The organism is Stenotrophomonas sp. NLF4-10 (assembly GCF_022359915.1).
GTDB lineage: Bacteria > Pseudomonadota > Gammaproteobacteria > Xanthomonadales > Xanthomonadaceae > Stenotrophomonas > Stenotrophomonas daejeonensis.
Genome location: NZ_JAKSEE010000003.1, coordinates 1,486,752 through 1,513,337 on the forward strand (window position 1 = coordinate 1,486,752; position 26,586 = coordinate 1,513,337).

The window sequence follows — 26,586 nt, forward strand, 5'->3', positions numbered from 1 at the left end:
AAGCCGCCCGAAGGGTGAGGCACAGGGATGTGCCGAATGCAGGTGCCCGAAGGGCGGATGAGGGGCGAACGAAGTCCATGATGGTTAACCACCTGTACTCCGTTCGCCCCTCACCCCAACCCCCGCTCTGCGCCCCGGCCCTTGCGCTGGCGCAAGGGCGTTCGAGGGGCAGCGAACCGGTGGTTCGCAAGCTGCCCCTCTCACCCCGCAGGGAGAGGGGCTTTAATCTTGCATTTTGTCGCCCGGTAGAAAATCTCCTGATCACGCAGCAACCTTCGTACCCATGAACCAGCCTTCGCCCAACACTTCCACCCACATCCCCGAAATGGTGATCGCCACCGTGGCCGGCGTCGCCTTCGCGATGAAAACCGGCCATTACCTGACCGGCATCCTCCTCGGTATCGCCTTGGGCGTGGTGTTGAGCCTGGTCGGCACCGCCATCCGCGCAAGGAGCAAACGCTGATGTTCGATACTTCCCCGGTACTGGATTGCGCGGGCCGCCTGTTGCGGCTGGACCGGCCGCGGGTGATGGGCATCGTCAACGTCACCCCGGATTCGTTCTCCGACGGCGGCCTGCATTTCGATACCGACGCGGCCATCGCCCACGGGCTGGCGCTGGTGGAGCAGGGCGCCGACCTGCTGGACGTGGGCGGCGAGTCCACCCGCCCCGGCGCCGCGCCGGTGTCGGCGCAGCAGGAGATCGAGCGCGTGGTGCCGGTGATCGAGGCACTGGTGGCGCGTACCGGCGTGCCGGTCAGCGTCGATACCTGCAAGCCCGAGGTGATGCGCGCGGCGCTGGCCGCCGGCGCCGGCATGGTCAACGACGTGCAGGCCCTGCGCCAACCCGGCGCGCTGGAGGTGGTGGCCGGTTCCGGTGCCGCCGTGGTTCTGATGCACGCGCTGGGCGGCCCGCACGATGCCGGCATGGCGCACGCTTACGACGACGTGGCCGGCGAGGTGCAGCGCTTCCTGGCCGAGCGCATCTTCGCCGCGGAAATGGCCGGCATCGCCCGCGCCCGGCTGGTGGCTGATCCCGGCTACGGCTTCAACAAGGACACCGCGCAGAACTTCGCGCTGCTGGCGGCGCAGGAAAAGCTGCTGGCGCTGGGCGTGCCGCTGCTGGCGGGCCTGTCGCGCAAACGCTGCATCGGCGAGGCCACCGGGCGTGCGGTGGCCGGCGAACGCATGGCCGGTTCCGTGGCCGCGCACCTGCTGGCGGTGCAGCGCGGGGCGAAGATCGTGCGCGTGCACGACGTGGCCGCCACGATCGATGCGCTCAAGGTGCTGGCCGCGCTCGACGCGGTGCCGGCGCCACGTATCGACCAGCCTGCAATGCCACGCTGGCCGGACGAGGACTGATGCCGGCCGATACCCGCCCGCTGGCGATTGCCCTGATGGGCCCGACCGCCTCGGGCAAGACCGCGGCGGCCATCGAGCTGGCGCAGGCGCATGGCGGTGAAATCGTCAGCGTCGACTCGGCGCTGGTGTACCGCGGGCTGGACATTGGCGCGGCCAAGCCGGACATGGCCGAGCGCGCCGGCATCGCCCACCACCTGCTGGACCTGCGCGACCCGTGGCAGGCCTATTCGGCCGCCGAGTTCGCCAGCGATGCGGCCGCGGCGGTGCGCGGCATCGTCGCGCGCGGCAAGCTGCCGATCCTGGCCGGTGGCACCGGTCTGTATTTCCGTGCGTTGCTGCAAGGTCTGTCGCCGATGCCGGAAGCCGATGCGGCCATTCGCGCGCAGATCAGCGCCGAGGCCGATACCGATGGTTGGCCGGCACTGCATGCGCAACTGGCGCGAATCGATCCGGTGGCAGCCAAACGCATCCACGCCACCGATCCGCAGCGCATCCAGCGTGCGCTGGAAGTGCATCGCCTGACCGGCAAGCCGATCAGCTACTGGCAGGCGCAGCCCGGCCTCGCCCGCCTGCCGGCGCGCGTGTTGAAGCTGGTGCTGGCGCCGGCCGAGCGTGCGGTGCTGCACCGGCGCATCGAAACGCGTTTCGACCTGATGCTGGCGCAGGGCTTCCTCGACGAGGTGCGCCGCCTGCGCGCACTGTCGCGGATGGCCGAGGTGGAAAACCCGCTGGACCTGCCGGCCATCCGCGCGGTCGGCTACCGCCAGGCGTGGCAGTTCCTCGACGGGCAGGGCAGTGCCGCCGAGTTCCGCGACCGGGGCATCTTCGCCACCCGGCAGTTGGCCAAGCGCCAGCTCACCTGGCTGCGCGGCGAGCTGGACGCGCGCTGGTTCGATCCGGCCGGCGACATGCCGCGCCTGCGCGAGGCGGTTTCGCTGTTTCTGGCAAGGTGAGCGGACGTGCGGCGGTGTACCATCGGCACTCCGGAGCGGCGGGGGGAGCTGCTTCGGCCCATAAGAACAATAACGAGGAGTTGACATGTCCAAGGGGCAATCCCTGCAGGATCCTTTTCTGAACGCATTGCGCCGCGAGCGGGTGCCGGTGTCGGTGTATCTGGTCAACGGCATCAAGCTGCAGGGCACGATCGAGTCGTTCGACCAGTTCGTGGTGCTGCTGCGCAATACCGTCAGCCAGATGGTCTACAAGCACGCCATTTCCACCGTGGTGCCGGCGCGCAACGTCAAGGTCGGGCCGGGCGGTGGTTACGTGCAGTCGGCGGACAACGGCCAGGCAGGCGATGACGACAACGAATAAGCAGGACGTGGCGCGTGTTTGACCGTTCGAAGAAGGGCGAACACGCGCTGTTGATCCAGCCGCACTTCGGCCGGCTGGAAGAGGATGTGCTGGAAGAGTTCACCGACCTGGCCCGCTCGGCCGGCGCCGGCATCGCGGCCACCGTGACCGCGCGCATCGACCGTCCCAATCCCTCGACCCTGATCGGCAGCGGCAAGCTGGACGAAGTGAAGGCGGCCGCCGAGGCGACCGGCGCCGACCTGGTGCTGGTCAACCACCCGCTCACCCCGGTGCAGGAGCGCAACCTCGAACGCTTCCTCGAACGGCGCGTGATCGACCGCACCGGGCTGATCCTGGACATCTTCGCCCAGCGTGCGCACAGCCATGAAGGCAAGCTGCAGGTGGAGCTGGCGCAGCTGCGCCACCTCGCCACCCGGCTGGTACGCGGCTGGACCCACCTGGAGCGCCAGCGCGGCGGTTCCATCGGCCTGCGCGGTCCCGGCGAGACCCAGCTGGAAACCGACCGCCGCCTGTTGCAGAAGCGCGTGGAGCAGTTGCAGAAGCGGCTGGAAAAGGTGGAGGTGCAGCGCACCCAGATGCGCCGCGCGCGCGTGCGCAGCGAGATGCCGCGGGTGGCGCTGGTCGGCTACACCAATGCCGGCAAGTCCACCCTGTTCAACGCATTGACCGGTGCCGGCGCCTATGCCGCCGACCAGCTGTTCGCCACCCTCGACCCGACCGTGCGCCGCATCGCGTTGCCCGGCGGCAACGCCATGCTGGCCGACACCGTCGGCTTCGTCCGCGACCTGCCGCACGAACTGGTGGCCGCGTTCCGCTCCACCCTGAGCGAAGCGCGCGAGGCGGATTTCCTGCTGCACCTGGTCGATGCCGCCGACCCGCTGCGCGAGGAACGCATCGCCCAGGTGGACGAGGTGCTGGAGGCGGTGGGTGCCGGTGAGCTGCCGCAACTGCTGGTATTCAACAAGATCGACCGCATCGAAGGTGCCGACGTGCGCCACGACGCGCAGGACGGCGTGCCGGACGAGGCCCGCCGCGAGCGGGTATGGATTTCTGCGCGCGACGGCCGCGGGCTGGAGTTGCTGCAATCGGTGCTGGGCAAGCGCCTGGGCCTGCAGCACGTCACCGGCAGCGTGCGCCTGCCGCCCGAAGCCGGGCGGCTGCGCTCGCGCCTGCACCAGCTGGAGGTCATCCGCAGCGAACAGGCCGACGAGGAAGGCTGGCTGGTCGAAGTGGACATCCCCATCGCCGAAGCCGAGAAGCTGGCCGCCGGCGCCGATGGGCAGGTGATCCGCGCGCTGCTGCCGGAGCGTGAGCCGGAGTGGTGAGCAACCGCAATCCGTAGGAGTGCACCTTGGTGCGCTCCTACGGGTTTATTGCAGTGTCGCCAGCCGCTGGCCCAGTTGCACGGGGCTTTCGGCTTTCAGCGCCGGGTCGAATGCCGCCACGCCCGGCGGCAGCAATACGATCACGGTGCTGCCGTAGTTGAAGCGCGCCATCTCGGCGAACCTTTCCAGGGTGATGCCCTTGCCGCGCCAGTCCTTGCGGGTGATACGGTCGCCATAGGCCGGGATTTCCTCGCCGCTCCATACCGTTTCCACGCCGCTGACCAGCAGTGCGCCGACCATCACCTGCACCATTGGCCCGAAATCGGTGTCGAAGTGGCATACCAGCCGTTCGTTGCGGGCGAACAGGCGCGGCACCCCGGCCACCGCGGCGGGGCCGACGCTGAACAGCCGCCCCGGCACGTGCACGGTTTCGCGCAGGGTGCCGGTCCACGGCATGTGCACGCGGTGGTAGTCGCGCGGGGACAGGTACACGGTGGCGAACAGGCCGTCGGCGAACGGTTCGGCAGCGGCCGCGTCGCCGAGTAGTTCGGCGGCGGTGAACGACTGGCCCTTGGCTTGGAAAATGCGGCCGTCCTCGATCGGGCCGAGCTGGCTGATGCGGCCATCGGCGGGCATCAGCAGCGTGCGCGGGTCGGCGTCGGCCACGCGCGCACCGGGCTTCAACGCACGGGTGAAGAAACGGTTGAAGCTGGCGTAGCTGCGCGGGTCGGCGTCGGCGGCTTCGGCGAGGTTGACGCCGAACTTGCGGGTCACGGTGTCGATCAGCCAGCGCGAGATGCGCGGGTTTTGCGAATAGGCCAGCGAGCGGGCAAGCGAGGACAGCAGGCGGTGCGGCAGCGCGTAGGTAAGCGTTGTCAGCAGGGTCATGGAGCGGATTTTCCGGTGAGCTTGGTCAGGTCGCGGGCGATGGCCTGCGGGTCGAACGGGGGGCGCATCAGTCCGGCCAGCCGGCCCTCGGGGTCGAGCACGGCGATGCTGGCCGAGTGGTCCATGCTGTAGTCGTTCGGGTTGGCCTTGAAGTTCTTGCCCGGCGCCTTCTGGAACACGAGGCCGAGCGGGGTGGCGAAGCGCTCCAGCGACGGCACGTCGGCGGTGGCGGCGAGGGTGTCCTTGTGGAAGGCGTGGGCGTATTCGCCCAGCCGCGCCGGGGTGTCGCGCTCGGGGTCCACGGAGACGAACACCACGCGCGGGCGCAGGCTTTCGGGGATGGTTTCCCACTGCTTCTGCGCACGCGCCAGCTCGGCCAGCGTGGTCGGGCACACGTCGGGGCAGGAGGTGAAGCCGAGGAACACCAGCGTCCAGTGCCCGCGCAGCTCGCCGGGGATCAGGCGGGTGCCGTCGGATTGGCTCAGGCTGAAATCCGGCAGCGCGCGCGGGGTGGGGTAGAAGATGATCGAGCCGGTGTCGCGCTTGCCTGCGCCGGCCGGGCCGAACACCTTCTGCGCCAGCAGCAGGCCCAGTGCCGCCGCCAGCGCGATGGCCAGGACGATGCCGGTATTGCGGTTGAACATGGGCCGATTCTCCGTGGCGGGGGCGGTGGGGTGGCGCCGGTGCGTGGCGGTGCGGGCAGGATGCCGGGCGATTGCCGAAGTTTCGGCTGCAACCGGCGCTCAATATACCGGGTGCGTGCCTATAATCGCAGTCCATTCAAGCCTTTCCGTATCCCCATGACTGCCCAGGCGGCCGCCGAACTCCACACGATCATCGACCTGATCCGCTACGGCGCCAGCCGTTTCAACGCCGCGGGCCTGACCTTCGGACACAGCTACGACAACGCGCTGGACGAAGCCACCAGCCTGGTGCTGCACGCGCTGCACCTGCCGCCGGACCTGGGCCCGGCCTACGGCCAGGCGCGGGTGCTGGGCGACGAAAAACTGCAGGTGCTGGCGCTGTTCGAGCGCCGCATCGCCGAGCGCGTGCCGGCCGCCTACCTGATCGGCGAGGCGTGGTTCGCCGGGCTGAGCTTCAAGAGCGATGCGCGCGCGCTGGTGCCGCGTTCGCCGATCGCCGAGCTGATCCTGGAGGGCTTCGAGCCGTGGCTGGCCGGGCGCGAGGTCACCCGCGCGCTGGACCTGTGCACCGGCTCGGGCTGCATCGCCATCGCGATGGGACATCATCATCCGAACTGGCAGGTGGACGGCAGCGACATCAACGACGCCGCGCTGTCGCTGGCCGCCGAGAACAAGGAACGCCTGCTCGCGCACAACGTCGAGCTGGTCAAGAGCGACCTGTTCGACGGGCTGGCCGGCCGCACCTACGAACTGATCGTCACCAACCCGCCCTACGTCACCAATGACGAGACCGACGCGCTGCCGCGCGAATACGCGCACGAGCCGGAACTGGCGCTGCGCGCCGGCGACGACGGCCTGGACCTGGTGCTGAAGATCCTGCGTGACGCGCCCGACCACCTCACCGAGGACGGCCTGCTGATCTGCGAGGTCGGCGACAGCGAGCAGCACGTGACGCGCCTGCTGCCGGAGCTGGACCTGGCGTGGATCGAGTTCAAGGTCGGGCAGATGGGCATCTTCGCGGTCGAGGCCGCCGAGCTGCGTGCCCACCACGCGCGCATCGCCGAGCTGGCGGCGCAGCGATGAGCTCCAATTCCTTCGGCAGGCTGCTGACCGTCACCACCTTCGGCGAATCGCACGGGCCGGCCATCGGCTGCGTGGTCGACGGTTGCCCGCCGGGGCTGGAGATCGCGCCGGAGGAATTCGCCCATGACCTGCAACGGCGTGCCACCGGCAAGAGCCGCCACACCTCGGCGCGGCGCGAGGCCGACGAGGTGGAGATCCTGTCCGGCGTCTACGAAGGCCGCACCACCGGCACCCCGATTGCGCTGCTGATCCGCAACACCGACCAGCGCAGCAAGGACTACGGCAGCATCGCCGCGCAGTTCCGCCCGAGCCATGCCGACTACAGCTACTGGCAGAAGTACGGCATCCGCGACCCGCGTGGTGGTGGCCGTTCCTCGGCGCGCGAAACCACCATGCGCGTGGCTGCCGGCGTCATCGCCAAGAAGTGGCTGAAGCAACGCCATGGCGTGAGCGTGCGCGGCTGGCTGTCGCAGTTGGGCGAGATCACCCCGGCCGGTTTCGACTGGAGCGCGGTCGAGGACAACCCGTTCTTCTGGCCGCACGCACCGCAGGTGCCGGAGCTGGAGGCGTACATGGATGCGCTGCGCAAGTCCGGCGATTCGGTCGGCGCGCGCGTCAACGTGGTCGCAGACGGCGTGCCGCCGGGCTGGGGCGAGCCGATCTACGGCAAGCTCGACGGCGAGATCGCCGCGGCGCTGATGAGCATCAACGCGGTCAAGGGCGTGGAGATCGGCGACGGCTTCGTCAGCGCCGCGCAGAAGGGCACCGAACACCGCGACCTGATCACGCCCGAAGGCTTCCAGTCCAACCATGCCGGCGGCATCCTCGGCGGCATCGCCACCGGCCAGCAGATCGTCGCCTCGATGGTGCTCAAGCCCACCTCCAGCCTGCGCCTGCCCGGCGCGACGGTGGACGTGGCCGGCAACCCGGTCGACGTCATCACCACCGGCCGCCACGATCCCTGCGTCGGCATCCGCGCCACCCCGATCGCCGAGGCGATGCTGGCGCTGGTGCTGATGGACCAGGCGCTGCGCCACCGCGCGCAGTGCGGCGACGTCGGCGATGTTTCCCCGCGCATCCCCGGAAGCCTCGATGGCTGAGCGCCGGCCCCGCGTCTGGGTATCGCAGCCGCTGTTCGACGACACCGTCGCGCAGCTGGCCGCGTACTGCGACGTGGTCGCCACGCCCGCTGTCACCGCGCATGACAGCGCCGCGCTGGCGGCGCACCTGTCCGGCGCCGACGGCGCGCTGGTCACCCTCAACGAACGCATCGGCGCGGTGGAAATCGCCAATGCGCCGGCACTGAAGGTCGTCGCCAACATCGGCGTCGGCTACAACAACCTCGACCTTGCGGCATTGAGCGCGGCGGGCATCGTCGCCACCAACACCCCCGACGTGCTCACCGAGACCACCGCCGACCTCGGCTTCGCGTTGCTGATGGCGGCGGCACGGCGCATCGTCGAATCCGACCGCTGGCTGCGCGAGGGCAACTGGGGGCAGTGGTCGTTCACCACCATGCTCGGCGCCGACCTGCACGGCAGCACGCTGGGCATCCTCGGCATGGGCCGCATCGGCCAGGCCATCGCCCGCCGCGGCCACCACGGTTTCGGCATGAAGGTGCTGTACCACAACCGCTCGCGGTTGCCGCAGGAAACGGAGCGGGACGTCGGCGCGCGTTACGCCGGTTTCGACGAACTGCTGTCCAGCGCCGACCACCTGCTGCTGGTGCTGCCATACACCGCGCAGAACCACCACGTCATCGACGCCGCCGCGCTGGCGAAGATGAAGCCGACCGCCACGCTGGTGAACATCGCCCGCGGCGGCATCGTCGACGAGCTGGCGTTGGCCGAGGCGCTGGCCGGCGGCCGGCTGGCGTCGGCGGCGCTGGACGTCTACGAGAACGAACCCGCGGTGCGGCCGGAGCTGCTGGCCCTGCGCAACATCGTGCTGACCCCGCACATCGGCAGCGCCTCGCTGGCCACGCGCCGGGCGATGGTGCAGGTGGCGGTGGACAACCTGCTGGCCGGGCTGGGCATCGGCGCGGACGCCGGCCGTCCCGCCAATGCGCTCAACGCCATCGCCGGCGGCAAAACCGAAAAACGATAGGGAGCTTCCGGTTGTCCTGCCGGAGGTTCCCCGAACCTGGCCCGACGCGTGTCCTCCCTCTCCCCCCTTTCGAGAACTCCCCATGAGCAATGAAGCCCGTCGTTTCCACGTAGCCGTCGTCGGCGCCACCGGCGCGGTCGGCCAGACCATGCTGGCCATCCTGGCCGAGCGCAGGTTCCCGGTCGGCAAGCTGTCGGTGCTGGCCTCGGCCCGTTCGGCCGGCAACACCGTCGAATTCAATGGCGAAAAGATCACCGTCGAGGATCTGGCCAGCTTCGACCCGGCCGGCGTCGAGATCGCGCTGTTCTCCGCTGGTGGCGGCATCTCGAAGGAATATGCGCCGAAGTTCGCCGCCGCCGGCGCGGTGGTGATCGACAACTCGTCCTCGTTCCGCTACGACGACGACGTGCCGCTGGTGGTGTCCGAGGTCAATCCGGAAGCGGCGAAGAACCGCCCGCGCGGCATCATCGCCAACCCCAACTGCTCGACCATGCAGCTGATGCCGGTGCTGGCGCCGATCCATCGCGAATACGGCATCGAGCGCATCAACGTGGCCACCTACCAGTCGGTGTCCGGCGCCGGCCAGAGCGGCATGGAGGAGCTGGGCAAGCAGACCGCGCAGCTGCTGGGCTTCCAGGAAATCGAGCCGGGCAAGTTCCCGGTGCAGATCGCCTTCAACCTGATCCCGCACATCGACGAATTCCTCGACAATGGCTTCACCAAGGAGGAGATGAAGCTGGTGTGGGAAACCCGCAAGATCCTCGGCGACGACAGCATCCAGGTGAACCCCACCGCGGTGCGCGTGCCGGTGTTCTACGGCCACTCCGAGGCGGTGAACATCGAGACGAAGACCAAGATCGGCGTCGAGCAGGCACGCGAACTGCTGGCCGCCGCGCCGGGGGTGAAGGTGGTGGACGAGCGCAAGGCCGGCGGTTACCCGACCCCGGTGACCCATGCCTCCGGCACCGACCCGGTATACGTCGGCCGCATCCGCGAGGATTTCTCGCATCCGCGCGGCCTGAACCTGTGGGTGGTGGCCGACAACATCCGCAAGGGCGCGGCATTGAACGCGGTGCAGCTGGCCGAGCTGGTCGCCAACGGCGGTTGACAGGCGGTTGACAGGCGCTTGGCGGCGCCCGGCCGGTGGTCGGGCGCCGCACGACGCCGGAACATTGCCGCAACCGGGCCGGCAGTGCCGACCAAGGGTCGGCACCCACCGCTCTCGACACACCCACCGATGCCGGCTGCGTGCCTGTGCGGTATTCCAAATCCGGGTCTGCCGTTATAGTTCGCCGCATGAAACCACGGGGCAAGGGCGCGATGCGCCCGATACAAACGGTGCTCGCGCTGCTGCTGATGCTGTCCAGCAGCGCCGCGATGGCGTTGGGGCTGGGCAACATCCGCGTGCTCTCCCGGCCGGGCCAGCCGCTGCTGGCCGAGATCCCGGTGATTTCCAGCGACCCGGACGAGCTGGCCAACGCCCGCGTCGGGCTGGCCTCGCCGGCCACCTTCGAGCGGGTCGGGCTGGCGCCCCCGGAGGGGCTGGTCAGCGAGCTGCAGTTCGCCTTCGCCCAGGATGCGCAAGGGCGGGCGGTGGTGCGGGTGACCAGCGCCACGCCGGTGCAGGTGCCGGCGGTCGGCTTCCTGATCGAGGTCGATTGGGGGCAGGGCCGGCTGGTGCGCGAATACTCGGCGCTGGTGTCCGCGCCGGAAACGGCGGCGGCCGTCGCCGAACCGGTGGTCGAGGCACCGGCGACGCCGGACAACCTGATCGTGCGCGAGCCGGAGCCGCTGCCGGCCGAACCCGCCGAAACCCCGGCTCCGGTCCCGACCTCGCCGGTGCAGGCCCAGCCGGCCACGCCGGCAATGGCGCCGCCGGCCCCCATGCCGGCGCCAGCGGCGACGCGTGTGGATGGGCAACTGGCGCCGGTGCAGCGGGGGCAGGTGCTGTCGCGGATTGCTGGCGAACTGGCGCGCGAGAACGGCCATTCGCTGGACCAGACCATGCTCGCGCTGCTGCGCGCCAACCCGGACGCGTTCATCCGCGGCAACGTCAACCTGCTGCGGCAGGGCGCGGTGCTGCGCGTGCCGGGGCAGGACGAGCTGGAGCAGGTCAGCGCCGCCGAGGCGCGCGCCATCGTGCGCGAACACACCGCGCAGTGGCGGCAAGCGCGCGCGCCGATTCCGCAGCCGGAAGTGGCGGGTACGGCAACGGCCAGCGGCGGCGACGCGGGCGCGGCGCCAGTGGCCAGCGGCGCGCGGCTGGAGATCGCCCCGGCCGTGGCCGGGGGGCAGCAGAGCGCAGGAACGATGACCGGGCTCGATGCCGGTGGCGAGGGTGACATGGCGGCAAACGAACAACTGCGGCAGGCTCGGGAAGACGTCGCCACGCGCGATGCCGAACTGCAGGAACTGCGCGAGCGCGTCGCCGCGCTGGAAAAGCTGCAGGAGCAGCAGCAATCGCTGATCGAGATGAAGGACTCGGACCTGGCCGCCGCGCAGCAACGCCTGGCCGATGCGGCCAAACAGGAGTCCCCGGCGTCGATGCCGTGGGCATGGCTGGGCCTGGTGCTGGTATTGCTGGCCGGTGCGGGGTGGTGGCTGTCGCGCCGGCGCAAGCCGTCGCCGCTGCCGCCGGCCGCGCGTGGCGCGCGGCCGACGCCGAGTTTCGCGTTGGCGATGCCGGCGGCCGAGCCGGCCGTGGACGAGGCGTTGGACGACGAGCAGCACGAAGCGGTCGAGGAAACATCGCCCGAACCCGAGGCCGAAGCGGCCCCGTTCTGGTCGCAGCCGGCCCCCGCCGCCGAGGCCGCACCGGAGCAGGACGAACCGCAGCCGCCGGTGCTGCTGTTCGAGGCCTCGCGCCCGACCGGCGGCGTCGCGGAGACGGCCCCGGAAGCCGCCGCCCCGCCGCGCCCCGCGGCGGTCGTGGACAGCATGGCCCGGGTCGCCCCGCTCAACCCGGCACCTGCCGGCCGCGAGCGGCTGGAGCTGGCCATCGCCTACCTGGACCTGGGTGATGCGGAAACCGCGCGCACGCTGCTCAACGAAGTGGTGACCGGCGCCGACCCGAAGGCCCGCGACGAGGCGCTGGAACTGCTGGCGCGGCTGGGTTGAGGCGGGGACGATGAAGCGCGAGGGCCGCATCGACTACGTGGAGTTCGGCTCGCGCGACCCGGCCGCGAGCCAGCGCTTTTTCGAACAGGCGTTCGGCTGGCGGTTCGAGGACTACGGCCCGGACTACGTCGCCTTCGACGACGGCGAACTGCAGGGGGGCTTCTTTCGCGGCAACCCGGCCACCAGCGAGACGGGCGCGCCGCTGGTCGTGCTGTATGCGGCGCAGCTGGCGCCGGTGCAGTCCGCGGTGGAAGCGCACGGCGGCACCGTGGTGAAACCGGTATTTGCGTTTCCCGGCGGCCGCCGCTTCCAGTTCGTCGAGCCCGGCGGCAACGAACTGGCGGTGTGGTCCGAGCGCGAAAGCGACTGACCGCCCGCCGCCACGGCACGCAACGATCAGAGGTTCGAACATGCGCTACGCGCTGGGCGTGGAATACGACGGCAGCGACTACAAGGGCTGGCAGCAACTGGGCGAAAGCGGTTGCCCCAGCGTGCAGGCGACCTTGCAGGAGGCGCTGTCCTCCGTCGCCGATGCGCCGGTCAGCGTGGTCTGCGCCGGCCGCACCGATGCCGGCGTGCATGGCGAATGCCAGGTGGTGCATTTCGACAGCGACGCCGTGCGCGACCCGCGCGGCTGGACGCTGGGCACCACCACGCGGCTGCCGCCGTCGGTGTGCGTGCGCTGGTGCGTGCCGGTGGCTGATGATTTCCACGCGCGCTTCTCGGCGCGGGCGCGGCGCTACCGCTACCGCCTGCTCAACCGCCAGGTGCGCCCGGCGCTGTACCGGCAGACGCTGAGCTGGGAGCGGCGCGCGCTGGACGCCGGGGCGATGCACTGCGCCGCGCAGGCGCTGCTGGGCGAGAACGACTTCAGTTCGTTCCGCAGCGTGCAGTGCCAGGCCCTGCATGCACGGCGCGAACTGCAGTCCATCGCCGTTACCCGCCACGGCGAGGTGGTGGAGGTGGAGGTGCAGGCCAATGCCTTCCTGCACCACATGGTGCGCAACATCGTCGGCTCGCTGCTGCTGGTGGGAGCCGGCGAGAAACCCGAAGGCTGGATCGGCGAGGTGCTGGCCCTGCGCGACCGCAACCGCGCCGGCCCGACCGCGCCGCCGCAGGGGCTGGTGTTCGTCGGCCCGCTGTATCCCGACCAGTGGCAACTGCCGGCGGAGGTGACCCTGTGAGCCGCGTCCTGTTCCGTACCCGCATCAAGTTCTGCGGCATGACCCGCGCCGGCGACATCCGCCTGGCCGGCGAGCTGGGCGTGGACGCGGTGGGCTTCGTCTTCGCCCGCGGCAGCACGCGCCGGGTGGCGCCGGCCGAGGCGCGCGCGATGCGCCTGGCGGTCGCGCCGCTGGTCGACGTGGTGGCGCTGTTCCGCAACAACAGCCGCGAGGAGGTGCGCGAGGTGATGCGCACGGTGCGGCCGGACCTGCTGCAGTTCCACGGCGAGGAGGACGACACCTTCTGCCGTGCGTTCAACATGCCCTACCTGAAGGCGGTGGCGATGGGCGGGGCCGAAGACGTCGCCGCGCGCGAGCTGCAGCAGGCGCACCCGCAGGCGGCCGGCTTCCTGCTGGACAGCCATGCGCCGGGCGGCAGCGGCGGCAGCGGCATGACCTTCGACTGGTCGCAGGTGCCGGGCGGGTTGCACCGGCCGTTCCTGCTGGCCGGCGGCATCCGCCCGGACAATGTGTTCGACGCCATCGTCGCCACCCGCCCGTGGGGCGTGGACGTGTCCAGCGGCATCGAGTCGGAGCCCGGCCTGAAGGACGGCGAGAAGATGCGCCGCTTCGTCGAGGAAGTGCGGCGCGCGGACCTGCAAGCGCCGGACGAACCGATCTAGGCGTTGCCGCGCGTCGTCCCGCCCATGCAGGCGGGACGAATGTCGATTGATCCGCGATCACCGTGGATGCGGGGCTTGCCCCGCATGGAGCCTTCCCGGTGAAGCCCGTGCCGGGCAAGCCCGGCATCTACGTGGGAGCGGGTTTTCAGCGGCGGCTGTGGCGGTGCACGGCATCGACCAGCACGGCGACGTGCTCGGGGTTCATGTCCGGCGACATGCCGTGGCCGAGGTTGAACACGTGGCCCTCGCGCGAGCCGCCGTTGCCGGCGGCGTAGCTGTCCAGCACCTTGCCCACCTCGCCGGTGATGGCTTCGGGCGAGCCATACAGCGTGGCCGGGTCGAGGTTGCCCTGCAGCGCGACCTTGCCGCCGGCCGCGCGCGCAGCGTCTTCCAGGGTGATGGTCCAGTCCACGCCGACGCCCTCGGCGCCGCTGGCGGCCAGCTCGGCCACGTACTGGCCGGTGCCCTTGCCGAACAGGATCAGCGGGGTGCGGCCGGCACCTTCGCCGCGCTCCAGTCCATGCGCGATGCGGTTGAGGTAGCGCAGCGAGAACTCGCGGTACATCGCCGGCCCCAGCACGCCGCCCCAGGTGTCGAACACCTGCAGCGCCTGCGCGCCGGCCGCGCGCTGCGCCGACAGGTAGGCGATCACCGCGTCGGTCACCACCTCCAGCAGCTTGTGCAGCGCCTGCGGCTCGTTCAGCGCCATCGCCTTGATCCGCGCGTAGTCCTTGCTGCCGCCGCCTTCGATCATGTAGCAGGCCAGCGTCCACGGGCTGCCGGAGAAGCCGATCAGCGGTACCTTGCCGTCCAGCTCGCGGCGGATCAGCCGCACCGCGTCCATCACGTAGCGCAGTTCGGTTTCCATGTCCGGCACCGCCAGCTTGGCGATGGCCGCGGCATCACGCACCGGATGGTGGAACTTGGGGCCTTCGCCGTCGGCGAAATACAGGCCCAGGCCCATCGCATCGGGCACGGTGAGGATGTCGGAGAACAGGATGGCCGCGTCCAGGTCGAAGCGGCGCAGCGGTTGCAGCGTCACCTCGCAGGCGATTTCCGGGTTTTTGGCCATGCCCAGGAAGCTGCCGGCGCTGGCGCGGGTGGCACGGTATTCCGGCAGGTAGCGGCCGGCCTGGCGCATCAGCCAGACGGGGGTGCAGTCCACCGGCTCGCGGCGCAGGGCGCGCAGGAAGCGGTCGTTGCGAAGGGGGCTGGTCACGGGTACTCCTTGGAACGGGGCCGGCCTTGCAGGGCCGGTCAGGGATGCGGTTCGCCGCTGGTGAACACCACCTGGAAGCCGCGCTTGATCTGGGTGTCGCGCGCCTTCTCGAAGGCGTGGCGGGCCTCGTCCTGCTGCAGGAACAGCTCGCGCCGCAGTTGCGAGCGGCCGCCGGTCTGGCCGGTTTCGCGCAGCAGTTCCCAGCCGCCTAGCAGGTCGGGCATCAGCGAGAGCTGCACGTAGCGGGGGGATTCGTTGCCGCTGGGCGGCTGCTGCAGGTAGACGCGCATGCTGCCGATTGTAGCCGCTGCGGGTTGCATCGGCGGGATCCGGGCAGGCCATGTCTGCCGTAGGTCGGGGCTACGTCCCCGACGTTTTGCGCCGGATGCCGAAGCGTCGGGGACGTAGCCCCGACCTACGACTGCCGGCCAGCGGCCGGCACTACCCGGTCATGGCGTCAGTCAGCCACCGCGCAGCACGTCCAGCACCGCGGCCTCGTCCACGTCGGGCACCACCTCGGCCTTGCCGATGCTGCGCCACAGCACCAGCCGCAGGCGGCCGGCGATGTTCTTCTTGTCCAGACGCATGTGTTGCAGCAGGGTTTCCGGCGCCAGTCCGGCGGGGATCGCGGTGGGCAGGCCATACGCCTGCAGCAGCGTGCGCAGGCGTTCGGTATCGGCGGCATCGGCCATGCCCAGCGCCGCCGACAGCCTTGCCGCCAGCACCATGCCCACCGCCACCGCTTCGCCGTGGTTGAGGTTGTCGTTGCCCGGCGCGCCGTAGCCCTGCGCGGTCTCGATGGCGTGGCCGAAGGTGTGGCCGAGGTTGAGCAGGGCGCGCTCGCCCTTCTCCAGCGGGTCGCGTTCGACAATCTCGGCCTTGTGCTCGCAGCTGCGGGCGATGGCCTGCGCCAGCGCGGCATCGTCGCCGGCCAGCAGTGCGGCGCGTTCGGCCTGCAGCCACTGGAAGAACAGCGGGTCGCGGATGCAGCCGTACTTGATGACCTCGGCCAGCCCGGCGCGCAGTTCGCGCGCGGGCAGGCTGCGCAGCACGCCGGTGTCGGCAATCACCGCGCGCGGCGGGTGGAAGGCGCCGACCAGGTTCTTGCCTTGCGGAATATCGACGGCGGTCTTGCCGCCGACCGAGGAATCCACCATCGCCAGCAGGGTGGTGGGCAGCTGCACGCAATCGACGCCGCGCATCCAGCAGGCCGCGGCGAAGCCGGCCAGGTCGCCGACCACGCCGCCGCCCAGCGCCAATACGCAGGCGTCGCGGGTGGCGCCGAGCGCGGCCAACGCGTCGATCGCGCCGCCGAAATTGTGCAGGGTCTTGGAGGCCTCGCCGGCGGGGATCAGGTACTGGCCGATCTTCAGCTGCGGGCGCGCGGCCTGCAGGGTCTCGCGCACACCTTGCAGGTACAGCGGCGCCACGGTGTCGTCGCTGACCAGCAGCACGTGGCGGCCGCGCAGGGCGGCGGTGAGCAGGCCGGCGTCGCCCAGCAGGCCGGGGCCGATGTGGATCGAATACGGGCGTTCGCCACCGATGGCGACGCTGCGCGGGGATGCGTTCATGCGGAGAATTCCGGGTTCTGCCACTGCGCGGCCACGCGCACCACCAATTGCGCGGTGGCTTCGACGGGGGAGTGGGCGTCGGTATCGAGGATCAGGTCGGCGACCTTGCGGTACAGCGGGTCGCGCAGCGCGGCCATGTCGCGCAATACCTGTTCGCGGTCCTCGCGTTGCAGCAGCGGGCGGCACTTGTCGCGCTGCAGGCGCTGCAACTGCGCGGGTACGCCAACGCGCAGCCAGACCACGAAGCCGCGGCTGCGGATGCGCTGGCGGTTGCCGGCGTCCAGCACCGCGCCGCCGCCGGTGGACACCAGTTGCCCGCCGCGTTCGAGCAGGGCGGCCAGCACGCGCTTCTCGTGCGCGCGGAAACCGTGCTCACCGACGTTCTCGAAGATGGCGGGAATGCCGCTGCCCACGTCCTCGACGATGGCCTGGTCGACGTCGACGAATTCCAGACCGAAGCGCTCGGCCAGGCGACGGCCGATGCTGGTTTTGCCGGCGCCCATCGGGCCGACGAGGATGAGGTTGGGGGCGGGGTTCATTGCGCTGCGATGCTAGCACCTCGTGTCAATGCTTTAACACGGCTGCGGCCATGCTGCGGGCTGCCACGAATGGTTCGTGGTGCAACCAACGAGGAGCCAATCATGTCAGTGGCAAAGATCATCGAAGTCAGCGCGTCGTCCACGACCAGCATCGAGGACGCGGTCCGCGGTGGCTTGAAGAAGGTGGCCGGGACGGTCAAGGGCATCCAGGGCGCGTGGGTCAACGAGACCAAGGCGGTCACCGACGCGCAGGGCAACGTCACCGAGTGGCGGGTGAACATGCGGGTGACCTTCCTGGTCGAGTGAATACCGGGCGTGGCGGAGGCGTCCGCCGCGATGGCGCCCGCCGGGCGCAACGCCATCGCGGCCGGCGCCGCCGCCGCGTGGGTCAGTGGAACAGGCGCTTGAGCGTGCGGCCGAGCCAGCCGCCTTCCTCGTGCTCGCGGGCGAACTTGTTCAGGTGGCGCTTGACCTGTTCGGCATAGGCCTTGTCGTCGCCGCGGATGTGGTTGAACAGCCAGCGCGAGAGCATGTTGCGCAGTTCGTCGGTGATGTCCTCGCCGGCCTCGAAGCGCATCCGGTATTCGGAGACGCGCTTGATGAACACCTCGTGCACGCGCTTGTGCGCGGCGCAGAACGCGTAGCCGGCTTCCTCCATCAGTTCTTCCTCGAAGGCGAAGTGCGACAGGGTGTAGTCGATCAGCTCGTCGATCACCTCGCCGACGGCGATGCGCTGCATGCTCTTCTGCGCCGCGTGCAGGTGGTTGAGCATTTCCACGATGCGCATGTGCTGGTGGTCGATGACCTCCACGCCGGTGTTGAGGTCGTCCTGCCATACCAGTAGTGCCATCGTTGTTTCTCCGCCCTGTGTTTCGGGCGGGACTCTAGGGGCGATGGCGGCGCGCGGCGTTGATCAGGATCAACGGCCGGTTGCGGCGATTCAGCTTGCCGGGCCGCTCAGGGCGTGGCCGCGATGTGCACGCGGTTGCGGCCGCCGGCCTTGGCCAGGTAGAGCTGGCGGTCGGCCTCGCCCAGCAGTTCGTGCAGGGTGTTGCCGCCGGCCTGCAGGTGGCAGGCGCCGATGCTGACGGTCATGCGCAGGGTGTGTTCGCCCAGCGGCACTTCCAGCGCGGCGATGGCGGCGCGCAACTGCTCCAGGTGCGCGGCGCAGGCGTCCTCGTCCAGCCCGTTGAGCAGCAGGCAGAATTCCTCGCCGCCGAAGCGGGCGCTGATGTCGCGCGGGCGTGTGTAGGCGTGCAGCACCGCGGCCACCGCGCGCAGGGCCTGGTCGCCGGCCTCGTGGCCGTGGCTGTCGTTGATGTGCTTGAAGTGGTCGATGTCCAGCATCGCCACGGCCAGCCTGCCGTCGCCGGGTGCGTGGCCTTCGAGCCGGTGCGTGGCCTGTTCGAGGAAGTTGCGGCGGTTGGGCAGGCCGGTGAGGAAGTCGCGGGTGGCCAGGTCCTGCAGGGTGCCGATCAGCTCCAACTGGTCCACGTTCTGCGAGATGCGGCAGAAGAATTCCTCGCGCGAGAACGGCTTGCGCAGGAAGTCGTTGGCGCCGTTCTTGAGGAAGCGCGGGATCAGCGAGGGGTCGGAATTGCCGGAAATGCCGATCACCGCCACCTTGTCGCGCGCACGCAGGGTGCGCAGCCGGCGGGTCAGTTCCACCCCGTCCATGCCGGGCATTTCCTGGTCCACCACCACCAGGCGGATGGCCGGGTTGGCCTCCAGCGCCTGCAATGCGGAGGGGCCGTCGCCGGCCTGGATGGCCTGGTAGCCGTACAGGCCCAGCAGCGAGGCGGCGTAGCCGCGCGCCGACGGCGAGTCGTCCACCACCAGCGCGGCGATGCGGCGGTTGCGTTCCAGCCGCTGCACCAGCCAGACCAGGTAGTCGAGGCTGCCGGGGGTGTTCTTCAGCACGTAATCGATGATGTCCTGCTGCAGCACGCGCTTGCGCAGGTCCTCGTCGTAGACGCCGCTGACCACGATGGTGGACAGGCCGCGGCCGACGAAATACTCCACCACCTGGTCGCGGTCGCCGTCGGCCAGCACCAGCCCGGTCAGCACCAGAAACCAGCCGTCCTCGCGGTCGAGCAGTTCGCCGGCCTCGGCCAGCGTGGTGGCCACGCTGACCGGCAGCTCCAGGCGCTGCTCGATGGCCTCGCGCAGCATCGTGGTGAAGGTGCGCGAGTTCTCGACCAGCAGGATGCGCTGGGGCAGCGGCGTGAGCGTCGGCGTGGCGTGCGGGTAGGGAGACATGGCAGGCGCGGGAGTTCTCAACCTGTGGATAGCGGCAGCTGGCGCCGATTCTTCAGCCGGGTGTTCACCATAGCCGGTCGCGCAGCTTGTACCAGCTCATCGCCGCCACCAGCAGCGGCATGCGCAGCGCCGGCCCGCCGGGGAAGCGGCGGTGGCCGATGCGCTCGAACACGTCCAGCCGCTGCGCCTGGCCGGCGATGGCGGCGGCGATGACCTCGCCGGCCAGCCCGGTGCTGGCCACGCCGTGGCCGCAGAAGCCCTGCGCGAAATAGACGTTGGGCGCGAGCCGGCCCCAGTGCGGGGCACGGTTGCGGGTGATATCGATGCAGCCGCCCCACAGATGATTCAGCCCCACGTCGGCCAACTGCGGGAACACCCTGCGCATGCGCCGGAGCATCGCCGTGCGCAGGCCCGGCGGCGGCAGCGCCGAGTAGCTGGCCTGCCCGCCGAACAGCAGGCGGTGGTCGTGGCTGAGGCGGAAGTAGTCCAGCGCCCAGTTCACGTCGGCCACCGCCATGTCGTTGCGGATCAGGGCGTGCGCGCGTTCGGCGCCGAGGGGCGGGGTCGCGCCGATCCAGGTGCCGACCGGCATCATCCGCGTCTCCAGCTCCGGCGCGATGCCCCGCAGCAGGGCGTTGCCGGCCAGCACCGCGAAGTCGGCATCGACCCGGCCCCATGCGGTGTGCAGCACCGGCCGCGGGCCGTGTTGCAGCCGCGTCACCGGCGATTGCTCATGCACGACCACGCCCGCCGCCTCGGCGGCGCGGGCCAGCCCCTGCGCATAGGCCAGCGGATGCAGGTGGCCGCCGGCCGGGTCGTATTGCGCGCCGAGGTAGCGTTCGCTGGCCAGTTGCCGTTGCAGCTGCGCGCGGTCCCACCATTGCAGCGGGTAGTCGTAGCGCTGCGCCATCCGTTCGGTGTCGGCGCGCAGGGCGCGTTGCTGGCGCGGGCGGATCGCCACGTTGGCGTGGCCGTCGCGCCAATGGCAGTCGATGCGGTGGCGGGCGATGCGTTCCTTCAGCATGCGCAGGCCGTCGCGGGAAAAGTCGAACAGCAACCGTGCATCGGCCGCACCCAGCCGCGCCTCCAGTACCCGCAGGTCGCAGCCATAGCCGGCCAGCGCCTGCCCGCCGTTGCGGCCGGAGGCGCCCCAGCCGACGCGCGCGGCCTCCAGTACCGTCACCCGGTAGCCCTTTTCGGCCAGCGCCAGCGCGGCGGTCAACCCGGTGTAGCCGGCGCCGAGCACCGCCACGTCGGCGCGGGTTGCGCCTTGCAGCGGTGCGCGTAGCGCCGATGGCGGCAGGCTGGCCGCGTACCAGCTGGGCGGATGATCGGGCCGGGCGGGGGCGTCGGGCATGCGCGGAGTGTAGCCGCGGTGTTGTTGCCTAAACGTCACCGCGGCGGTAGCGTGCCAGCGCAATCATCGTGCCCGGCATCGCCACGGCCACCCTGTCGCCGGCTGCCACGGAAACGCAACGGAACCGTCATGAAGCCGCGCCCGCGCAACCGCAAGACCGTCCCCGCCGTGCAGGAAGGCAGCGCCCTGTTGCGCTGGTTGAAGGAACGCAACATCACCGAGGTCGAGTGCCTGGTGCCGGATATCACCGGCAACGCGCGCGGCAAGATCATCCCGGCCGACAAGTTCCGCCACGACTACGGCACGCGCCTGCCCGAGGGCATATTCGCCACCACTGTCACCGGCGACTTCCCCGACGACTACTACGAATTGGTGGCGCCGGCCGATTCGGACATGGTGCTGCGCCCGGACCCGGACACGGTGCGCATGGTGCCGTGGGCCACCGACCCCACCGCGCAGGTCATCCACGACTGCCATACCCGCGACGGCCAGCCGCACGAACTGGCCCCGCGCAACGTGCTGCGGCGGGTGCTGGCCGCCTACGACGAACTGGGGCTGACCCCGATCGTGGCGCCGGAGGTGGAGTTCTTCCTGGTGCAGAAGAACACCGACCCGGATTTCCCGCTGCTGCCGCCGGCCGGCCGTTCCGGGCGCCCGGAGACGGCGCGGCAGTCGTACTCGATCGACGCGGTCAACGAGTTCGACCCCATCCTCGACCTGATGTACGACTACTGCGACGCGATGAAGCTGGACGTGGACACGCTGATCCACGAATCCGGCGCGGCGCAGCTGGAGGTCAACTTCACCCATGCCGACGCGATGGCGCTGGCCGACCAGGTGTTCCTGTTCAAGCGCACCATGCGCGAGGCGGCGATGCGCCACGGCGTCTACGCCACCTTCCTGGCCAAGCCGATGGAAACCGAGCCGGGCAGCGCGATGCACATCCACCAGAGCCTGCTGCGCGCCAGCGACGGCGCCAACGTGTTCGCCGGCGAAGGCGAGGGCGGCTACAGCCCGCTGTTCATGCACTACCTGGGTGGATTGCAGAAGTACGTGCCGATGGCGATGGCGTTCTTCGCCCCGAACGTCAATTCCTACCGCCGGCTGGTGTTCGGCGAGGTATCGCCGAGCAACGTGGAGTGGGGTTTCGACAACCGCACCTGCGGCCTGCGCGTGCCGATCGACAGCGCCGAGAACAGCCGCGTGGAGAGCCGCTTCGCCGGTTCCGACGCCAATCCCTACCTGGCGATGGCCGCCACCCTGGCCTGCGGCCTGCTCGGCATCCGCGAGCAGTTGCAGCCGGGCGAGCCGGTCAGCGGCAACGCCAAGGCACCGGGCTACGACCTGCCGCGCTCGCTGGGCGAGGCGCTGGATGGGCTGGAAGGCTGCCAGCCGTTGCAGGCGCTGCTGGGCCAGCGCTTCTGCCGCGCCTATGTTTCGGTCAAGCGCAAGGAATACGAAACCTTCTTCCGCGTCATCAGCTCGTGGGAGCGCGAGTTCCTGCTGCTCAATGTGTAAAGCCGGCTTTTGCTTTTGCAGGAGCGACGCCAGTCGCGACCGAAGCCTTGCCGGCAAAACCCCGTCGCGACTCACGTCGCTCCTACCGGTCCCCCATGTGACAATGCCCACCCACCGGCCCTTGGCCGCTCCCGCATCCCTGGAGAATCCATGAATCTGCGCATCCTGACCGCCGCCGTCGCCGCCTCCCTGCTCGCCGCCTGCGGCGGCACGCAGGACGGCGCCGCGGGCGCCGAGGGCGGCGAGGCCAAGGTCCTCAACGTCTACAACTATTCGGACTACATCGCCGAGGACACCATCCCGAACTTCGAGAAGGCGACCGGGATCAAGGTCACCTACGACGTGTTCGACAGCGACGAGATGGTCGAGACCAAGCTGCTCACCGGCGACAGCGGCTACGACATCGTGGTGCCGACGCTGAACTTCTTCGGCCGCCAGATCCAGGCCGGCGTGTTCCTGCCGCTGGACAAGAGCAGGATCCCGAACCTCGCCAACCTCGACGCCGGGGTGATGGCGCGCATCGCCGGGCAGGACCCGGAGAACAAGTACGGCGTGCCGTACATGATGGGCACCACCGGCATCGGCTACAACGTGGCCAAGCTGAAGGAACGCTTCGGCGGCAGCACCGACATCGCCAACAGCTGGGACCTGGTGTTCAAGCCGGAGAACATCGGCAAGATGAAGGACTGCGGCGTCACCCTCCTCGACACGCCTTCGGACATGATTCCCATCGCCCTGCATTACCTCGGCGAGGACCCGCACAGCACCGACCCGGCCACGATCGGCAAGGCCGCCGACCTGCTCAAGTCGATCCGCCCCTATGTGCAGAACTTCCACTCCAGCCAGTACGTCGGTTCGCTGGCCAACGGCAGCACCTGCCTGGTGGTGGGCTGGTCGGGCGACATCATCCAGGCCCGCGACCGCGCCGAGGAGGCCGGCAATGGCGTGGAAGTGGCCTATTCGATCCCGAAGGAGGGCGCGCCGCAGTGGTTCGACATGCTGGCGATCCCGAAGGACGCCAAGCACCCGGAGAACGCCTATGCGTTCATCAACTACCTGCTCGAACCGCAGGTGGCGGCCAACAACACCAACGTCACCCACTACGCCAACCCGGTGACGCCGGCCACGCCGTTGGTGGATGAGGCGATCCGCGAGGACAGGACCATCTATCCGCCGGAAGAGGTGGCGGCGAAGATGTTCACCTACGCGATCAACCCGCCGGACGTGGACAAGCTCTATACGCGCTTGTGGACCGAGATCAAGACAGGCCGGTGACCCGCCGGCTTTGAAGCCCCTCTCCTGCGGGAGAGGGGTTGGGGTGAGGGTCGGGGCGAAGCCCTCCCGATGTCCAGCCATGCGAGGCTTCGTCCCGAACCCTCATCCGCCCCTTCGGGGCACCTTACTCCCGGAGGGAGAAGGGAATTCCGACCTGCCATGCCAAGGCGCCGGGGGCGTGGCCCCGGCCTACTTTCCACGCGGAGCCACCGATGCCCGTTGAAGCGCCCACCGCCGCCCTGACCGGCGAGCCCGGCTACCTGTCCATCCGCGACCTGCGCAAGGAGTTCGACGGCTTCATCGCCGTCGATGACGTCAACCTCGACGTGCGCAAGGGCGAGATCTTCGCGCTGCTCGGCGGTTCGGGCAGCGGCAAGTCCACCCTGCTGCGCTGCCTGGCCGGCTTCGAGACGCCGACCAAGGGAAAAATCCTGCTCGACGGGCAGCCGATCGGCACGCTGCCGCCCTACGAGCGGCCGATCAACATGATGTTCCAGTCCTACGCGCTGTTCCCGCACATGACCGTGGAGCAGAACATCGCCTTCGGCCTGAAGCAGGACGGCATGGCCAGGGACGCCATCGCCCGCCGCGTCGGCGAGATGCTGGAGCTGGTGCAGTTGCAGAAACTGGGCAAGCGCAAGCCGCACCAGCTCTCCGGCGGCCAGCAGCAGCGCGTGGCGCTGGCACGCTCGCTGGCCAAGGGGCCGAAGCTGCTGCTGCTGGACGAGCCGATGGGCGCGCTGGACAAGAAGCTGCGCTCGAAGATGCAGTTGGAGCTGGTCAACATCATCGAGCAGCTGGGCGTGACCTGCGTGATGGTCACCCACGACCAGGAAGAGGCGATGACGATGGCCACCCGCATCGCGGTGATGGACCAGGGCTGGATCCAGCAGATCGGCAAGCCCGACGACATCTACGAACAGCCGGCCAACCGCTTCGTCGCCGGCTTCATCGGCTCGGTCAACCTGATCGAGGGCGTGATCGACGAGGACCTGCCCGAATACGTCACCGTGCGCACCGCCGATTTCCCGGCGCCGATCTACGTCGGCCACGGCATCACCTGCTACGAAGGCCAGCCGGTGGCGTTCGCGCTGCGCCCGGAGAAGGTGCACATCGGCAAGGACGAGCCGGAAGGCGACACCAACAAGGCGCGCGGGGTGGTCGAGGACATCGCCTATTTCGGCAGCCATTCCGTGTACCACGTGCGCCTGCCCAGCGGCGCCAGGATCATGTCCAACTTCGCCAACATGAAGCGCTGGGACAGCGACGGCATCACCTGGAACGACGAGGTATGGGTGAGCTGGGACGACAACGACGGCGTGGTGCTGACCGCATGAACGCGCCCGCCGCCAAACGCTGGTTGCCCGGCATCCGCGCGGCGGTGATCGGCGCGCCCTACCTGTGGCTGCTGCTGTTCTTCGCCATCCCGTTCCTGATCGTGCTGAAGATCTCGTTCGCGAAGATGGCCGTGGCGATGCCGCCGTACACGTCCATCGTCGAATACGTGGACAACGCGTTCAGCGTCAAGCTCAACCTCGGCAACTATGCCCAACTGCTGACCGACAGCCAGTACGTGGTCGCCTACCTCAGCTCGATCAGGATCGCGGTCATTTCGACCCTGCTGACGCTGCTGATCGGCTACCCGATGGCCTACGTGATCGCGCGCATGTCGCCGTCGGCGCGCAACATCGCGATGATGCTGGTGGTGCTGCCATCGTGGACCTCGTTCCTGATCCGCGTGTATGCGTGGATCGGCATCCTCGACAGCAACGGCCTGGTCAACCGCGCACTGATCGGCATGGGCCTGATCGACGAGCCGCTGCGCATCCTCTACACCCCGCTGGCCGCCTACATCGGCATCGTCTACTGCTACCTGCCGTTCATGGTGCTGCCGCTGTACGCCAACCTGGTCAAGCTCGACCACCGCCTGCTGGAGGCGGCCTACGACCTCGGCGCGAAGCCGTGGCAGGCGTTCGTGCGCATCACCCTACCGCTGTCGCGCGGCGGCATCGTCGCCGGCTGCATGCTGGTGATGATCCCGGCGGTGGGCGAGTTCGTGATCCCGGAGATGCTCGGCGGCCCGGACACGCTGATGATAGGCCGGGTGTTGTGGGGCGAGTTCTTCAACAATCGCGATTGGCCGCTGGCCTCGGCGGTGGCGATCGTGATGCTGCTCCTGCTGCTGGTCCCGATCGTCATCTTCAACCGCTTCCAGCAGCGCGAGCTGGAAGGGAAGCTGGCATGAGCATGGTGCGCAACCACCGCTGGCTGGGCTGGAGCGTGCTGCTGCTCGGCTTCGCCTTCCTGTACCTGCCGATCCTGCTGCTGATGCTGTACTCGTTCAATTCCTCGCGGCTGGCGACGGTATGGGCGGGTTTCTCCACCAGGTGGTACGGCGAGCTGTTCCGCGACCGGCAGTTGCTGGAGGCGGCGTGGATCAGCCTGAAGGTGGCGTTCTGGACCGCCACCGCGGCGATGGTACTCGGCACGCTGGCGGCGATGGCGATGACCCGCTTCCGGCGCTTCCCCGGCAAGAGCGTGTTCGGCGCGCTGGTCACCGCGCCGCTGGTGATGCCCGAGGTCATCATCGGCCTGTCGATCCTGCTGATGCTGGTGGCGATGGGCGGGCTGTTCGGGCTGCCGTCCAAGGGCGTGGTGGCGATCTGGATCGCGCACGTCACCTTCACCCTTTCCTTCGTGACGGTGGTGGTGTCCTCGCGCCTGCAGGAGCTGGACCGCTCGCTGGAAGAGGCGGCGATGGACCTGGGGGCCAACCGGGTCAAGGTGTTCTTCCTGGTCACCCTGCCGATCATCGCCCCGGCGCTGCTGTCCGGCTGGCTGCTGGCCTTCACCCTGTCGCTGGACGACGTGGTGATCGCCAGCTTCGTCGCCGGCCCCAGCTCGACCACGCTGCCGATGAAGATCTTCGCCTCGGTGCGCATGGGCGTGAGCCCGAAGATCAACGCGCTGGCCAGCCTGCTGGTGCTGGCGGTGTCGCTGGTGGCGGTGCTGGGCTGGTGGATTTCCGCGCGCGCCGAGAAGCGCCGCCAGCGCGACATGCAGCTGGCGTTGCAGGACAACGGCTGAGTGAGGCGCGTCGAGCTTCATGCGGGGCAAGCCCCGCATCTACGTGCTGCTTTGCAGGTGCCGGGCTTGCACGGCACGC

At 69.5% G+C, this 26,586-nt stretch carries 28 protein-coding genes; 19 read left to right on the forward strand and 9 right to left on the reverse strand.

Going from position 1 to position 26,586, the window contains the following annotated elements; genetic code table 11:
* Nucleotides 1-283: 283 nt before the first annotated feature.
* The 5 genes from MIC98_RS07025 (at nt 284) to hflX (ending at nt 3,998) form a co-directional block, all read left to right on the forward strand.
* A complete protein-coding gene (locus tag MIC98_RS07025) occupies nt 284-463 on the forward strand; it encodes a hypothetical protein (RefSeq protein WP_057640859.1) in 180 nt (59 codons plus the stop codon).
* Nucleotides 463-1,359: a dihydropteroate synthase gene (folP, locus tag MIC98_RS07030; protein ID WP_239736626.1), complete on the forward strand. Its 897-nt coding sequence runs from the start codon at nt 463-465 to the stop codon at nt 1,357-1,359. Before MIC98_RS07025 ends, folP begins: the two co-directional genes overlap by 1 nt.
* Entirely contained in the window at nt 1,359-2,312 is a 954-nt protein-coding gene (gene miaA, locus MIC98_RS07035; protein WP_239736627.1) for a tRNA (adenosine(37)-N6)-dimethylallyltransferase MiaA, read from the forward strand. Before folP ends, miaA begins: the two co-directional genes overlap by 1 nt.
* 85 nt (nt 2,313-2,397) lie before the next feature.
* A complete protein-coding gene (hfq, locus tag MIC98_RS07040) occupies nt 2,398-2,673 on the forward strand; it encodes an RNA chaperone Hfq (protein ID WP_057640862.1) in 276 nt (91 codons plus the stop codon).
* Between the two features lie 14 nt (nt 2,674-2,687).
* On the forward strand, nt 2,688-3,998 hold the full coding sequence (gene hflX / locus MIC98_RS07045; protein ID WP_057640863.1) for a ribosome rescue GTPase HflX: 1,311 nt from the start codon (nt 2,688-2,690) through the stop codon (nt 3,996-3,998).
* Nucleotides 3,999-4,043: 45 nt separating this feature from the next.
* On the opposite strand, the gene asd is transcribed toward hflX, so the two are convergent.
* A complete protein-coding gene (gene asd, locus MIC98_RS07050; protein ID WP_239736628.1) occupies nt 4,044-4,886 on the reverse strand; it encodes an archaetidylserine decarboxylase in 843 nt (280 codons plus the stop codon).
* Complete coding sequence (locus MIC98_RS07055; protein WP_239736629.1) at nt 4,883-5,530, reverse strand: SCO family protein; 648 nt, start codon at nt 5,528-5,530, stop codon at nt 4,883-4,885. The genes asd and MIC98_RS07055 overlap by 4 nt, the downstream gene beginning before the upstream one ends.
* Before the next feature lie 156 nt (nt 5,531-5,686).
* Here MIC98_RS07055 and prmB point away from each other — a divergent pair, with 156 nt between their 5' ends.
* The 8 genes from prmB (at nt 5,687) to MIC98_RS07095 (ending at nt 13,682) form a co-directional block, all read left to right on the forward strand.
* Nucleotides 5,687-6,613 carry a 50S ribosomal protein L3 N(5)-glutamine methyltransferase gene (prmB, locus tag MIC98_RS07060; protein ID WP_239736630.1) on the forward strand — a complete coding sequence of 309 codons (927 nt, stop codon included), beginning with the start codon at nt 5,687-5,689 and terminating at the stop codon, nt 6,611-6,613.
* Nucleotides 6,610-7,713, forward strand: a complete 1,104-nt coding sequence (gene aroC, locus MIC98_RS07065; protein ID WP_239736631.1) for a chorismate synthase — start codon at nt 6,610-6,612, stop codon at nt 7,711-7,713. Before prmB ends, aroC begins: the two co-directional genes overlap by 4 nt.
* Nucleotides 7,706-8,719, forward strand: a complete 1,014-nt coding sequence (locus tag MIC98_RS07070) for a D-glycerate dehydrogenase (RefSeq protein ID WP_239736632.1) — start codon at nt 7,706-7,708, stop codon at nt 8,717-8,719. The genes aroC and MIC98_RS07070 overlap by 8 nt, the downstream gene beginning before the upstream one ends.
* An 82-nt stretch (nt 8,720-8,801) precedes the next feature.
* Nucleotides 8,802-9,827, forward strand: coding sequence for an aspartate-semialdehyde dehydrogenase (locus MIC98_RS07075; RefSeq protein WP_057640869.1), 1,026 nt, complete (start codon nt 8,802-8,804; stop codon nt 9,825-9,827).
* Nucleotides 9,828-10,015: 188 nt separating this feature from the next.
* On the forward strand, nt 10,016-11,836 hold the full coding sequence (locus tag MIC98_RS17030; RefSeq protein WP_275584479.1) for a FimV/HubP family polar landmark protein: 1,821 nt from the start codon (nt 10,016-10,018) through the stop codon (nt 11,834-11,836).
* Nucleotides 11,837-11,846: 10 nt separating this feature from the next.
* Entirely contained in the window at nt 11,847-12,206 is a 360-nt protein-coding gene (locus tag MIC98_RS07085; protein WP_239736633.1) for a VOC family protein, read from the forward strand.
* 40 nt (nt 12,207-12,246) lie between these two features.
* Nucleotides 12,247-13,020: a tRNA pseudouridine(38-40) synthase TruA gene (gene truA, locus MIC98_RS07090; protein ID WP_239736634.1), complete on the forward strand. Its 774-nt coding sequence runs from the start codon at nt 12,247-12,249 to the stop codon at nt 13,018-13,020.
* Nucleotides 13,017-13,682: a phosphoribosylanthranilate isomerase gene (locus MIC98_RS07095; RefSeq protein WP_057640873.1), complete on the forward strand. Its 666-nt coding sequence runs from the start codon at nt 13,017-13,019 to the stop codon at nt 13,680-13,682. Before truA ends, MIC98_RS07095 begins: the two co-directional genes overlap by 4 nt.
* 145 nt (nt 13,683-13,827) lie before the next feature.
* On the opposite strand, the gene hemE is transcribed toward MIC98_RS07095, so the two are convergent.
* From hemE to MIC98_RS07115, 4 genes are all read right to left on the reverse strand, one after another.
* Nucleotides 13,828-14,901 carry a uroporphyrinogen decarboxylase gene (hemE, locus tag MIC98_RS07100; protein WP_239736635.1) on the reverse strand — a complete coding sequence of 358 codons (1,074 nt, stop codon included), beginning with the start codon at nt 14,899-14,901 and terminating at the stop codon, nt 13,828-13,830.
* A 38-nt stretch (nt 14,902-14,939) separates the two neighbouring features.
* The gene (locus MIC98_RS07105; RefSeq protein ID WP_057640875.1) at nt 14,940-15,191 is read right to left on the reverse strand and encodes a WGR domain-containing protein; all 252 of its coding nucleotides are present in this window, start codon (nt 15,189-15,191) and stop codon (nt 14,940-14,942) included.
* 171 nt (nt 15,192-15,362) lie between these two features.
* Complete coding sequence (gene aroB / locus MIC98_RS07110) at nt 15,363-16,472, reverse strand: 3-dehydroquinate synthase (protein WP_239736636.1); 1,110 nt, start codon at nt 16,470-16,472, stop codon at nt 15,363-15,365.
* The gene (locus MIC98_RS07115; protein ID WP_239736637.1) at nt 16,469-17,011 is read right to left on the reverse strand and encodes a shikimate kinase; all 543 of its coding nucleotides are present in this window, start codon (nt 17,009-17,011) and stop codon (nt 16,469-16,471) included. The genes aroB and MIC98_RS07115 overlap by 4 nt, the downstream gene beginning before the upstream one ends.
* 102 nt (nt 17,012-17,113) lie before the next feature.
* On the opposite strand from MIC98_RS07115, the gene MIC98_RS07120 reads away from it, so the two are divergent.
* Entirely contained in the window at nt 17,114-17,317 is a 204-nt protein-coding gene (locus MIC98_RS07120) for a dodecin family protein (protein ID WP_057640896.1), read from the forward strand.
* 82 nt (nt 17,318-17,399) lie between these two features.
* Here the strand turns inward: MIC98_RS07120 and MIC98_RS07125 are convergent, their stop codons facing one another.
* From MIC98_RS07125 to MIC98_RS07135, 3 genes are all read right to left on the reverse strand, one after another.
* The gene (locus MIC98_RS07125; RefSeq protein ID WP_057640878.1) at nt 17,400-17,861 is read right to left on the reverse strand and encodes a bacteriohemerythrin; all 462 of its coding nucleotides are present in this window, start codon (nt 17,859-17,861) and stop codon (nt 17,400-17,402) included.
* A 107-nt stretch (nt 17,862-17,968) separates the two neighbouring features.
* The gene (locus tag MIC98_RS07130) at nt 17,969-19,270 is read right to left on the reverse strand and encodes a diguanylate cyclase (RefSeq protein ID WP_239736638.1); all 1,302 of its coding nucleotides are present in this window, start codon (nt 19,268-19,270) and stop codon (nt 17,969-17,971) included.
* A gap of 64 nt (nt 19,271-19,334) precedes the next feature.
* Complete coding sequence (locus MIC98_RS07135) at nt 19,335-20,627, reverse strand: FAD-binding oxidoreductase (RefSeq protein WP_239736639.1); 1,293 nt, start codon at nt 20,625-20,627, stop codon at nt 19,335-19,337.
* A 129-nt stretch (nt 20,628-20,756) separates the two neighbouring features.
* Between MIC98_RS07135 and MIC98_RS07140 the strand changes: the two genes are divergently transcribed.
* The 5 genes from MIC98_RS07140 (at nt 20,757) to MIC98_RS07160 (ending at nt 26,507) form a co-directional block, all read left to right on the forward strand.
* Nucleotides 20,757-22,145 (forward strand): glutamine synthetase family protein, encoded by a 1,389-nt coding sequence (locus MIC98_RS07140; RefSeq protein WP_057640881.1) that lies wholly within the window; start codon nt 20,757-20,759, stop codon nt 22,143-22,145.
* 150 nt (nt 22,146-22,295) lie between these two features.
* Nucleotides 22,296-23,420 carry a polyamine ABC transporter substrate-binding protein gene (locus tag MIC98_RS07145; protein WP_239736640.1) on the forward strand — a complete coding sequence of 375 codons (1,125 nt, stop codon included), beginning with the start codon at nt 22,296-22,298 and terminating at the stop codon, nt 23,418-23,420.
* Between the two features lie 212 nt (nt 23,421-23,632).
* Nucleotides 23,633-24,757 carry a polyamine ABC transporter ATP-binding protein gene (gene potA / locus MIC98_RS07150; protein WP_239736641.1) on the forward strand — a complete coding sequence of 375 codons (1,125 nt, stop codon included), beginning with the start codon at nt 23,633-23,635 and terminating at the stop codon, nt 24,755-24,757.
* Nucleotides 24,754-25,665, forward strand: a complete 912-nt coding sequence (locus tag MIC98_RS07155) for an ABC transporter permease subunit (RefSeq protein ID WP_239736642.1) — start codon at nt 24,754-24,756, stop codon at nt 25,663-25,665. The genes potA and MIC98_RS07155 overlap by 4 nt, the downstream gene beginning before the upstream one ends.
* Nucleotides 25,662-26,507 carry an ABC transporter permease subunit gene (locus tag MIC98_RS07160; protein ID WP_239736643.1) on the forward strand — a complete coding sequence of 282 codons (846 nt, stop codon included), beginning with the start codon at nt 25,662-25,664 and terminating at the stop codon, nt 26,505-26,507. Before MIC98_RS07155 ends, MIC98_RS07160 begins: the two co-directional genes overlap by 4 nt.
* Nucleotides 26,508-26,586: the final 79 nt, after the last annotated feature.

Bases quoted from the DNA above. Each gene is read 5' to 3' on its own strand.
- MIC98_RS07025 (WP_057640859.1), top strand. From the start codon at position 284: ATGAACCAGCCTTCGCCCAACACTTCCACCCACATCCCCGAAATGGTG.
- folP (WP_239736626.1), top strand. From the start codon at position 463: ATGTTCGATACTTCCCCGGTACTGGATTGCGCGGGCCGCCTGTTGCGG.
- miaA (WP_239736627.1), top strand. From the start codon at position 1,359: ATGCCGGCCGATACCCGCCCGCTGGCGATTGCCCTGATGGGCCCGACC.
- hfq (WP_057640862.1), top strand. From the start codon at position 2,398: ATGTCCAAGGGGCAATCCCTGCAGGATCCTTTTCTGAACGCATTGCGC.
- asd (WP_239736628.1), bottom strand. From the start codon at position 4,886: ATGACCCTGCTGACAACGCTTACCTACGCGCTGCCGCACCGCCTGCTG.
- MIC98_RS07055 (WP_239736629.1), bottom strand. From the start codon at position 5,530: ATGTTCAACCGCAATACCGGCATCGTCCTGGCCATCGCGCTGGCGGCG.
- prmB (WP_239736630.1), top strand. From the start codon at position 5,687: ATGACTGCCCAGGCGGCCGCCGAACTCCACACGATCATCGACCTGATC.
- aroC (WP_239736631.1), top strand. From the start codon at position 6,610: ATGAGCTCCAATTCCTTCGGCAGGCTGCTGACCGTCACCACCTTCGGC.
- MIC98_RS07070 (WP_239736632.1), top strand. From the start codon at position 7,706: ATGGCTGAGCGCCGGCCCCGCGTCTGGGTATCGCAGCCGCTGTTCGAC.
- MIC98_RS07075 (WP_057640869.1), top strand. From the start codon at position 8,802: ATGAGCAATGAAGCCCGTCGTTTCCACGTAGCCGTCGTCGGCGCCACC.
- MIC98_RS17030 (WP_275584479.1), top strand. From the start codon at position 10,016: ATGAAACCACGGGGCAAGGGCGCGATGCGCCCGATACAAACGGTGCTC.
- MIC98_RS07085 (WP_239736633.1), top strand. From the start codon at position 11,847: ATGAAGCGCGAGGGCCGCATCGACTACGTGGAGTTCGGCTCGCGCGAC.
- truA (WP_239736634.1), top strand. From the start codon at position 12,247: ATGCGCTACGCGCTGGGCGTGGAATACGACGGCAGCGACTACAAGGGC.
- MIC98_RS07105 (WP_057640875.1), bottom strand. From the start codon at position 15,191: ATGCGCGTCTACCTGCAGCAGCCGCCCAGCGGCAACGAATCCCCCCGC.
- aroB (WP_239736636.1), bottom strand. From the start codon at position 16,472: ATGAACGCATCCCCGCGCAGCGTCGCCATCGGTGGCGAACGCCCGTAT.
- MIC98_RS07115 (WP_239736637.1), bottom strand. From the start codon at position 17,011: ATGAACCCCGCCCCCAACCTCATCCTCGTCGGCCCGATGGGCGCCGGC.
- MIC98_RS07120 (WP_057640896.1), top strand. From the start codon at position 17,114: ATGTCAGTGGCAAAGATCATCGAAGTCAGCGCGTCGTCCACGACCAGC.
- MIC98_RS07125 (WP_057640878.1), bottom strand. From the start codon at position 17,861: ATGGCACTACTGGTATGGCAGGACGACCTCAACACCGGCGTGGAGGTC.
- MIC98_RS07130 (WP_239736638.1), bottom strand. From the start codon at position 19,270: ATGTCTCCCTACCCGCACGCCACGCCGACGCTCACGCCGCTGCCCCAG.
- MIC98_RS07135 (WP_239736639.1), bottom strand. From the start codon at position 20,627: ATGCCCGACGCCCCCGCCCGGCCCGATCATCCGCCCAGCTGGTACGCG.
- MIC98_RS07140 (WP_057640881.1), top strand. From the start codon at position 20,757: ATGAAGCCGCGCCCGCGCAACCGCAAGACCGTCCCCGCCGTGCAGGAA.
- MIC98_RS07145 (WP_239736640.1), top strand. From the start codon at position 22,296: ATGAATCTGCGCATCCTGACCGCCGCCGTCGCCGCCTCCCTGCTCGCC.
- potA (WP_239736641.1), top strand. From the start codon at position 23,633: ATGCCCGTTGAAGCGCCCACCGCCGCCCTGACCGGCGAGCCCGGCTAC.
- MIC98_RS07155 (WP_239736642.1), top strand. From the start codon at position 24,754: ATGAACGCGCCCGCCGCCAAACGCTGGTTGCCCGGCATCCGCGCGGCG.
- MIC98_RS07160 (WP_239736643.1), top strand. From the start codon at position 25,662: ATGAGCATGGTGCGCAACCACCGCTGGCTGGGCTGGAGCGTGCTGCTG.